Origin of the sequence: Sphingobacterium alimentarium (assembly GCF_004342685.1) — a bacterium.
GTDB classification, from domain to species: domain Bacteria; phylum Bacteroidota; class Bacteroidia; order Sphingobacteriales; family Sphingobacteriaceae; genus Sphingobacterium; species Sphingobacterium alimentarium.
In genome coordinates this window covers 20511-27992 of sequence record NZ_SMBZ01000048.1, presented here as the reverse complement: position 1 = coordinate 27992, position 7482 = coordinate 20511, and the positions used below count along the sequence as shown (strand labels likewise).

Annotated in this window: 11 protein-coding genes; 1 reads left to right on the top strand and 10 read right to left on the bottom strand. The window is 39.5% G+C overall.

All coding sequences use genetic code 11. The features are described from left to right. Together nhaA and EDC17_RS14270 are read right to left on the bottom strand one after the other, a co-directional pair. Nucleotides 1-1080 (bottom strand): Na+/H+ antiporter NhaA (gene nhaA / locus EDC17_RS14275; protein ID WP_132778717.1); only part of this gene is annotated, 1080 nt, incomplete at its 3' end. A 158-nt stretch (nt 1081-1238) separates the two neighbouring features. Further along, nucleotides 1239-1700, bottom strand: a complete 462-nt coding sequence (locus EDC17_RS14270) for a response regulator (RefSeq protein WP_132778716.1) — start codon at nt 1698-1700, stop codon at nt 1239-1241. Nucleotides 1701-2007: 307 nt separating this feature from the next. Here EDC17_RS14270 and EDC17_RS14265 point away from each other — a divergent pair, with 307 nt between their 5' ends. Continuing rightward, the gene (locus tag EDC17_RS14265) at nt 2008-2745 is read left to right on the top strand and encodes a YoaK family protein (RefSeq protein WP_038699362.1); all 738 of its coding nucleotides are present in this window, start codon (nt 2008-2010) and stop codon (nt 2743-2745) included. Here the strand turns inward: EDC17_RS14265 and EDC17_RS14260 are convergent. The 8 genes from EDC17_RS14260 to EDC17_RS14225 all read right to left on the bottom strand — a co-directional run bounded on the left by EDC17_RS14260 (nt 2729) and on the right by EDC17_RS14225 (nt 7470). Then, a complete protein-coding gene (locus tag EDC17_RS14260; RefSeq protein ID WP_038699364.1) occupies nt 2729-3034 on the bottom strand; it encodes a helix-turn-helix domain-containing protein in 306 nt (101 codons plus the stop codon). The genes EDC17_RS14265 and EDC17_RS14260 overlap by 17 nt on opposite strands. After that, entirely contained in the window at nt 3015-3326 is a 312-nt protein-coding gene (locus EDC17_RS14255) for a helix-turn-helix domain-containing protein (RefSeq protein ID WP_038699366.1), read from the bottom strand. The genes EDC17_RS14260 and EDC17_RS14255 overlap by 20 nt, the downstream gene beginning before the upstream one ends. A 174-nt stretch (nt 3327-3500) precedes the next feature. Further along, nucleotides 3501-3788 (bottom strand): hypothetical protein, encoded by a 288-nt coding sequence (locus EDC17_RS14250; RefSeq protein ID WP_034727228.1) that lies wholly within the window; start codon nt 3786-3788, stop codon nt 3501-3503. A gap of 111 nt (nt 3789-3899) precedes the next feature. Then, nucleotides 3900-4349: a DUF3872 domain-containing protein gene (locus tag EDC17_RS14245; RefSeq protein WP_034727225.1), complete on the bottom strand. Its 450-nt coding sequence runs from the start codon at nt 4347-4349 to the stop codon at nt 3900-3902. 12 nt (nt 4350-4361) lie between these two features. Then, nucleotides 4362-4922 (bottom strand): conjugal transfer protein TraO, encoded by a 561-nt coding sequence (locus EDC17_RS14240; protein ID WP_034727223.1) that lies wholly within the window; start codon nt 4920-4922, stop codon nt 4362-4364. A 21-nt stretch (nt 4923-4943) separates the two neighbouring features. Further along, on the bottom strand, nt 4944-5837 hold the full coding sequence (traN, locus tag EDC17_RS14235) for a conjugative transposon protein TraN (RefSeq protein ID WP_034727220.1): 894 nt from the start codon (nt 5835-5837) through the stop codon (nt 4944-4946). 24 nt (nt 5838-5861) lie between these two features. Beyond that, the gene (gene traM / locus EDC17_RS14230) at nt 5862-7196 is read right to left on the bottom strand and encodes a conjugative transposon protein TraM (RefSeq protein ID WP_034727217.1); all 1335 of its coding nucleotides are present in this window, start codon (nt 7194-7196) and stop codon (nt 5862-5864) included. Continuing rightward, nucleotides 7183-7470, bottom strand: coding sequence for a hypothetical protein (locus EDC17_RS14225; RefSeq protein ID WP_019974903.1), 288 nt, complete (start codon nt 7468-7470; stop codon nt 7183-7185). Before EDC17_RS14225 ends, traM begins: the two co-directional genes overlap by 14 nt. Nucleotides 7471-7482: the final 12 nt, after the last annotated feature.

Sequence of the window (7482 nt, the reverse complement as noted above, 5' to 3'; positions counted from 1 at the left end):
AATGAAAACCTGATTGTCAAATGAAAGCATAGATATAAATATGGACATTGTAAAACCTATTCCAGCTAATAATCCTAAGCCAATAATGTGAATAAGGTTACTGTTTGCAGGAAGTTGACCTATCCCTAATTTAGAACATATCAAAGAGGTTGCAACAATGCCAATGGGCTTACCAAAAATTAATCCCAGTGAAATACCTAAACCTAACGGGGAAGTCAGTCCTTCTATCATTTCCTGATGAATTGTAATATTTGTATTAGCGAATGCAAAAATGGGAATAATCAGAAAATTTACCGGTTTTACAAGTGCATGTTCTAGTTTCTCTAACGGAGATTCAACTTCTGTATCATTGGTTGGCAAGGTCATAGCTACCAGTACACCTGCTATAGTGGCATGAATGCCAGAATGATGCACAAAATACCATACAAAAACTCCTGGTATTAGATATAGATAGGGATTTTTAACATTAAAACGGTTCATCAAAATCAGTACTAGCATTCCAATTCCGGCATAGCCTAGATAGCCTAACTCAATTCCGGATGAATAGAAAATTGCAATGACTAAAATGGCAATCAAGTCATCCACAATCGCTAAAGCCGCTAAAAATATTTTTAAACTGGTTGGTACTCTTTTGTCTAACAGCGAAATTACGGCCAATGCAAAAGCAATATCCGTAGCCATAGGAATACCCCAGCCGGAAGCTGTTTCACTACCGGAATTAAAACTTACATAAATCAATGCGGGTACTACTGCTCCACCGATAGCAGCAAGGATAGGCAAAATAGCTTTCTTGGGAGAAGAGAGTTCTCCTTCAACAATTTCTCTTTTAATTTCCAGACCTACCAACAGAAAAAAGATTGCCATCAATCCGTCGTTGATCCACATACTTACGGAATAATTGAGGTGTATGGCTTCATTTTCATACCCCAGCTTTGTGTCCAATAAATTTTGTAGCGGAGCGGCCATTGATGTATTTGCCACTATCATTGAAATCACTACGCATAAAAAAAGGAGGAAACCTCCAAAATTACTTGATTCAACAAAGTCTTTGAAAATCTTTAGATTGATTTTTTTCGGCATATTTATCTGTAAAAATTAAATATCGCAATATACGAATAATGTTGCGAATGAGCTAGCAAAAGGGATAATTACTGCTTAAATTACAGAATAAGTTTTTTCCCATTATGAAGAATATGGCTGAAATAAAACTTATTAATAAGTTAGTAGAAGGAATTACTTTATTCACTATGAAAATCATTATTAAAATATTCCTGCGCGATTTTTGCTACTCCCACACTAAAATATCTTCCGCCATTGATAACAACTTCAATGGCTTTCTTGAAATCGTCTGTATCGCTACCAATGAGCAAATAACTAGAAAAACCAATTTCAAAAAGAGGTTTTACGACTTTTTCAGCATCAATATCACTATGAGCAATAAGCTTTATGGTTGGATATTCTGTCCTTAATTCTTGAACCTGTGCCAGCACATTCTTGTCGTAAAAATCAAGGTCAATAATACAAACATAGGGAAGTTCATTCAATGAAAACAATTGTGATAGTCCATCTTTAATGCTTTCCGAACGAAATAAGACTTCAGTTCCTGAAGCAATGAAATCATTGCAAATCAAATCTAAAATTGGGCTTTTATCATTGATAAAGGAGAGGGTGATTTTTTGTTGTGTTGTACCAGATTCCATAATATTGTCAGATTTTGAGTTAATGGAGTTTCCTGCACAAAAAGAAAGCGCAGGCAACTACACTTACCGCACATTGAGGTACTGGTATACCCGACAACGAATAAGCGAGCGCCCACGCCTATGGCATGAGCGTTCTTCCTTATTGTCCCGTTGTCTAAAAATTACCAGTTTTCAATGTGGGACTTAAATCAAAAACACTTTAAGTATTTCTATATTTAATAAAGCAAATGTACGAATGTTACAGATTATATACAATTATGAACAAAGGGCAACAGCAATTTTGTAAATTTACAACAAAAGGAAGCAAATGTTTAGACATAAAGGCAAAGGTCGTACTTATACACACAACCTAAAATTAGCCTCAATATTATCCGGTGTAGCAGGTGTCGTAAACATTACCGGTGTTTTAGAATTACATACGCTAACTACTAATGTAACAGGTCATTTTGCTTTTTTTTCTGAGGAACTTGTTTTAAGAAATTACAGAATGGCTTTTGCATATTTATTTTACATTTTGTTTTTTCTGTTTGGAGCGTTTGTTTCAAGTCTTATTATGGAGTGGGTTTCAAAATACAAACCACAAACACCTTATATTATACCCATATTCCTTGAAATAATCATATTATTGGCGGTGAGTTTTTCAGCATTTTTACTACCGAATGAATATGCCAGGTTTTCAATTCTATTATCGTCAGCTCTACTTTTTTCTATGGGATTACAGAATGCATTGGTAACAAGGGTATCCCAATCGGTGGTAAGAACTACCCACCTGACGGGTTTGTTCACGGATCTGGGAATAGAACTGTCACAGCTGTTCTTTTACAGAGATCGGCCAGAACGGATACAGTTGAATAAAAGTATATTCTTAAAGCTGGCAATCATCTGTTGTTTCTTTTTGGGTTGTATAATAGGTGGCTTTACTTATTCATATCTTGAATTAAGAACTCTTTTGCTTCCGGTAGGATTGTTATTTTTCGCTTTATGGTATGACCGGTTATTGTTTCGGTACTATTATCTGAAAAGAAAGTTCAGAAACCATCATTGACCGTATTTTTCCCGGTATAGTTCTCTTCCAGTATCCTTACCAGATCTGTTTCCTTATAAATTATCTTACCTCCAATTTGTATAAATGGCAGGATATTATCATCACGATATTGCTGTAAAGTCCGTTTGCTGATATGTAACAGCTTGCAAATATCTTCGCCCGAAAGATATATCTCTCCGTTCATTACGGGACGGTAGTTTTTCAGTATTTCTTCGATACAGTTTCTCAACTGCATTATCATTTCCTGATGGACGACGATTTCATCAGCTTCATTCGTCAGTAAATTCATTGTCATTTGTATTATACGGCAGTCCGGCTTCGAGTAAAGCCTGTACGTCCGAGCGTTTGTAATAATTCTTGCGGTTCAGTTTGGAATAAGGCAATAAGCCTTTGTCCTTGTAGGTCTGCAAAGTCCGTTTGGTAATGTTCATCATCAAACACACTTCCTGGTTATCGAGCCATTGCTCTTCTTTGAAAATCGGGGTGTATTTCCTTACAGCATTTTCGGTCATTTCCAAAAGTTCCCTTAGCTCATTTTTCATTCCGTCCAATGCGGATTTTTGTATTGCGATAACTTCCATTTTTTGCTCATTTTTTCTGTGGAAGTCGAAGATATTAAGGGGTGTTACAGGGTTGGAAAATGTAGTATTGATTGGCGTTGAAAGGTAGTGTTTGGCGTTTTACGTTTGCTACAAACGAAAAATCGGATAACCTTTTGGGCTATCCGATTTATTCAAAATATTGTTAGAAAAAAGTCAGTGTTGAGCAGGTTGCTCTGTCTTTACTTCCTGTTTTTCCTTATCCTTTTTCATTTGGCTGTAAGTCCATATACAGACAATACCGACAACAATTAAAGCATAGGCAATCCATTTGCCGATACGTTCTATAAAACGGGTAAATACAGATGCTTCAAAACTCGAAAATCCCTCTGCACCCATACCATTACGCCTGTAAAATTTCCTGCGGTTTATCCAATAAATAAGCACTATCGCAATAACGATAACAATAATACCAAACACCAATTGAGCCGTAACTGTATCCATACCCGTTAAGATTATAATTCAAGTAAATTTAAACAAAAAACAACGTACACCGAAAGCTGAAAAGCAAAAAACCGACCTGTAACAGTCGGTTTTGCTTTTATATAAGTAGCATTAATCACTACTGTTGAACTGAAAGCTCAACTGCTTTTCGTTACCGAAGTTATCCGAAATCCAAACCTCAAAGGATTGTGATACGGTAGATGACGAAGTGTAATACAACCGGAACTGCTCCGTTGGCAACGAATACAAATCGTTTGGCAAATACGGTGGTTCGTCATAATACCGCAATGTGCCTTGACCGTCAAATTGGAAGTAGCGGAGAAAATATTGCGTGTTGCTGTAATTGCCTGTTCGCTGTATGGTAATCCGTATCTCTACGGTCTGCCCACTGGCAACATCTTTGGGTACAGGCATTACTTTGACCTCAAAAGGGAAATCGTTCTGTATTTCGAGTTCATCGTCTTTGCTACAAGATACCAACGTAACCGAAGCTGTGAGGATTGCCAAGAGTACATATATTGAGCTTAATCCTATCCTGAATTTATTGAATATTGCTATCATTGTTTTTACGTTTTAAAAATTAAACCTTAATCCCACGCCTGCGGACGGTCGGAACTGTTCCAAGTCTGTACCCCACAAAACCTTTGTACGCCCTTGCAGGACTAACACAAAACGGTCGGACAGGTACGTTTCAAATGTGAGCCGTCCACCAGCTCCGTAGATAAAATTATCCTCGCTCAAAATTTTTGCTCCATCATACAACATTGCTTCGCCACGGTTGATACTTTCGTAACCGACTACACCTGTTATTCCGAAGTTCAGCGTGATGTTCTTACGGGCATCGCCCAAGAGGAAGAAGCTGTAACCGCCCTCTGCGGTATAAGTTTCCTGCGGTATGCGGAGGTCTTTATAATCGTGGTATTGATGAGTGTATTCCAACGCCCAAAGCTGATAGTTACCATTTTTGCCGTTTACGGTCATTGCTACATTGATATAATAATCGTTACCGATTTTATCATCGGACAGCACACCCGTACTCACTTCCAATCCTTTCTGTTTAGGTAACATTCTTTGTGCCTGTGTGACCGTGATGGCCATAAAGATGAGCATCACGGTATAGATATACTTTTTCATATTATTTACTTTAAAAGGTTATTAAAATTTCAGGTGCATATCGTTAATCAAACGAGCTTTGATTAAGTCGGAATTTTCTATCTGGAGCGTTTGATGCCTGCCTCCGTTTTTCTCGAAAATCTCAATCAGCAGTACCTTGTCATCGGCAATGGTAAATTGGTCTAACAGGAAGACGTTTTGTTCGATTGTTTTTCCAGCAATGTCGTCCAGTGGCTTGTAAGTCCTAAGCGGTATCATCGGGCGTTCCTGCACTACGGTACGTTTGGCTACCTTTTTATCCACTACCTTGAAATTCATAAAATCAATCTGAAATGGCACATTGGTACGGTTTCTCAATTCCGTATGGAAATAGTATTTGCCGTTGTGTATGTAAATGCCTTTGAGGATAAACTGAATACCGAAGCTCTTAGCCCCGATATGCTTTACAATACGTTTGTCTTTCTTGTAAATCGTTTCCAACAGCAAGCCTGCCAATGACGGAGAATTGTTGCCCAATTCTTCAAAAAGCACATCGTTACCATTGGCTTTATCTACTGCCTTTTGCATCGTGAGCAGGTCATAGCTCATTGCCTCCGGATAGGAACTATAATACACATTGAAGCTGTAAAAACGTCCGTCATTCGTAATGACTGAAAAATTGGTTTCTGGTTCAAAATCCCTTACCGTTGCTTTTACACGCAACACGTTTTCTGCATCTTCTGCTTTTCCTGCAATCAGATATTCGCTGCCTAAATCCACGTAACGGATAGCGGTCGGAAAAATCAGGTGTGAAGTCTTATCATAGGTAACTTCCATTCTATACGGTTGTATCTTGCCCAATGCAAGTTTAGTTCTTGCACTATCCTGTGCGTAAGACTGTACGGCAAAGCCGAGTATCAGGGCAAATGCCCAAAAGGTTTTTAAATGATTTTTCATTGTTTAAATTATTTGAGTTCAATATTATTTTTTAGATACAAGGAAGACCTGATGCCCCGCTTTTAGCGTAACCTTTGGGGTTCTTACCTTTTTGGCGAAATAGCCCGAAACACCCTGTACCACGCCACGGCTTAAATCAGCAGCAACCTGTTGTCCTGCATTCTGCGTGAGCATTATGCTTGTTCCCGAAGTCTGGCTCATATTGCCCGCCATTTCGGTAAGGGCGTTCATTTCGGGCGAATACGGAACGTACAAGCCTTGCTGTCCGTCCAAATCGTAAATGGTTATATCCACCGGAATGATGTTGCCCTCTAATTCTACGGAGGTAATTTTTAGCTGTAATCGACCTCCCTGAAATTTAGCGTTAGCTGTTACAATCGTTCCTTTTGGAATGGTACGTTGAGGCGTTTGGGCTGGCTCTAACAATCGCAATCGTACCCCTGTTTCGCCGATAACCGTTTGTGCATCGTGTACACAGGCTTTGATACTGTTTTTCGGTTGTGCCGTTTGCTCAATAGAACCTGCGGTATAAAAGCCCCGGTTTCTTGTTTCGCTCCAATCGGCTAAAAAGGCACTGTCCGTAGGCTCACGATACAAAGCGGAAACGGTGTTCTTTCTTGTAGGTGTGAATGCCACAAAATGCTCCTTTTGAGTTGAACCTGCGGTAGCCGTACCTGCATCCTTAGCAGGTGGGGCTTCTGTCGAATTTGTACCTGTTGGCAGATACTTTGCCGCCATCTGGTAGGATTTCTCCATTAGGGCAAGCTGGTCATCAACGGTTACAGATTTAGGTACATCTTTCTCGGCTAATTGTTCTTTTAGTTCGTCCAATTGCCTGCGGAGTTCTGTTGTTTCAGAGTTGTTATCCTGATAAAATGAACCCAATGTGCTTTGTGCATTGCGGTAACTGCTCAATGCAGGATTGCCGTTTCTTCCCGAACCTCTGCCAACGCCATAGCTGCTGTTTTCGTCTTCTTCGGGAAATTCATCATTAGGCTCTTTTTTGTCTTCAGTATTCCAATAGTCAGAAAGCGTGGTAAGTGCATTGCGTTTTTCTTGCTCTTTGCGTTCCAGCATTTCCAACTCGTAAGCCTTGCCTTTGTCGGCAGGCATTCCTGCTCCGGTAGCCTCCGGTACTGCATCGTTCAGCCCAATGTTCTCAATTTCCTTTTTGTCTGCGGATGGTTTAAATATGAGGTACATACAACCTACGAAGACAATTCCCATTAAGCCAAAGATGAGTGGCTTTTTGAGCTTTTCGGCTTTGTTCTGTGTACCGTCTTGCAGTCCATCAGTGGTTGCTGCCGGGCTACCCTCGGTTACCCGAACAACCGACTTTTTGTTCTCATTTTCTTTCATAAATCTTGTTTTTTAGAATTGTTGATAATGTGTCCTGCAATCTTGCAGGACTTTCACTTTTTTTGAGGACAGGGTTTTCGATATGCTCGATGACCATATCGTTACCCGACTTTGAGGTATCGTACCATACTTTGCAAATGACACCTGCCGTAAGCAGTAGATACCCCACAAAAAAGTAAAGTGTGTATTGGTGCTGTTTCCGCAAGGGCAATGCCCGCCAGCGTTCGTCCAGCTTGTCAAAGTACCTGTCCATATTTGCTCTTAGTTTTTTCATAACCTTACTATT